The organism is Vibrio sp. 1562, assembly GCF_033340155.1.
GTDB classification, from domain to species: domain Bacteria; phylum Pseudomonadota; class Gammaproteobacteria; order Enterobacterales; family Vibrionaceae; genus Vibrio; species Vibrio alginolyticus.
This window is the reverse complement of the sequence record NZ_JAWOVY010000374.1, coordinates 1-685: the sequence shown is the minus strand read 5'-3', so window position 1 is coordinate 685 and position 685 is coordinate 1. Positions and strand designations below refer to the sequence as shown.

The window sequence follows — 685 nt, the reverse complement described above, 5'->3', positions numbered from 1 at the left end:
CGCTGCCTCGATGTAATCCTGAAAAGCATCATCTTCCATGTCGATATTGGCATTTCTCATTAAGCATTCAGGCGTAGCGCAACTAGCTTTAAAACGAACATTAAACGATTCATCATTCACTACTAGATTGCGTCGATAGCTGCCATCTTGAGAGAAATTATCAGCTTTTTCTGTCTGGCGTGACAAACGATTCTCTTCGATTTTTCTAAGCGCACCGCCCCCCTCAATGAAACCATTTTTGACCTGATGAATAAGATCATATCCAGTCTCATAGGAAACATTGCCCCCGTTGTACCCTTTCAAGATAACATCGAACGCTTCGCTAAATTCTTTTACCGCTTGGCTGTGAACCGAAGTTTCCAGATCCAATGCGGGAAGAAAAATTAATAATTCTTCAATCGCCTTTTGAGCTTCGACCTCTAGCTGTCTCCTTTTTCGATTTCGTTCCCAACGGGCGTAATCTTCTTGGGTATACGTCAATTCAGCTTGACGCTCTCGACGTTGGCGGGCTGCTCGCTCTCTAACGGTTTCTTCTCGAGCTTGTGGTTTTCTTAATGATTCTTCTTCATGGAGTGGCTTATAGCCTCCGCCAGAAGAGCTCAAAGGTTTTTTCTTTCGATCTAAAAAATTGTGTGGCATCCGTTCACCTAACCTCAATTAACGTGATGACATCATAACCACTCTT

At 43.2% G+C, this 685-nt stretch carries 1 pseudogene; it reads right to left on the bottom strand.

Annotated features, from left to right (window positions below):
- Positions 1–639: pseudogene (locus tag R7Z49_RS25260) on the bottom strand (hypothetical protein); the annotation flags it as partial.
- Between the last annotated feature and the right edge of the window lie 46 nt (positions 640–685).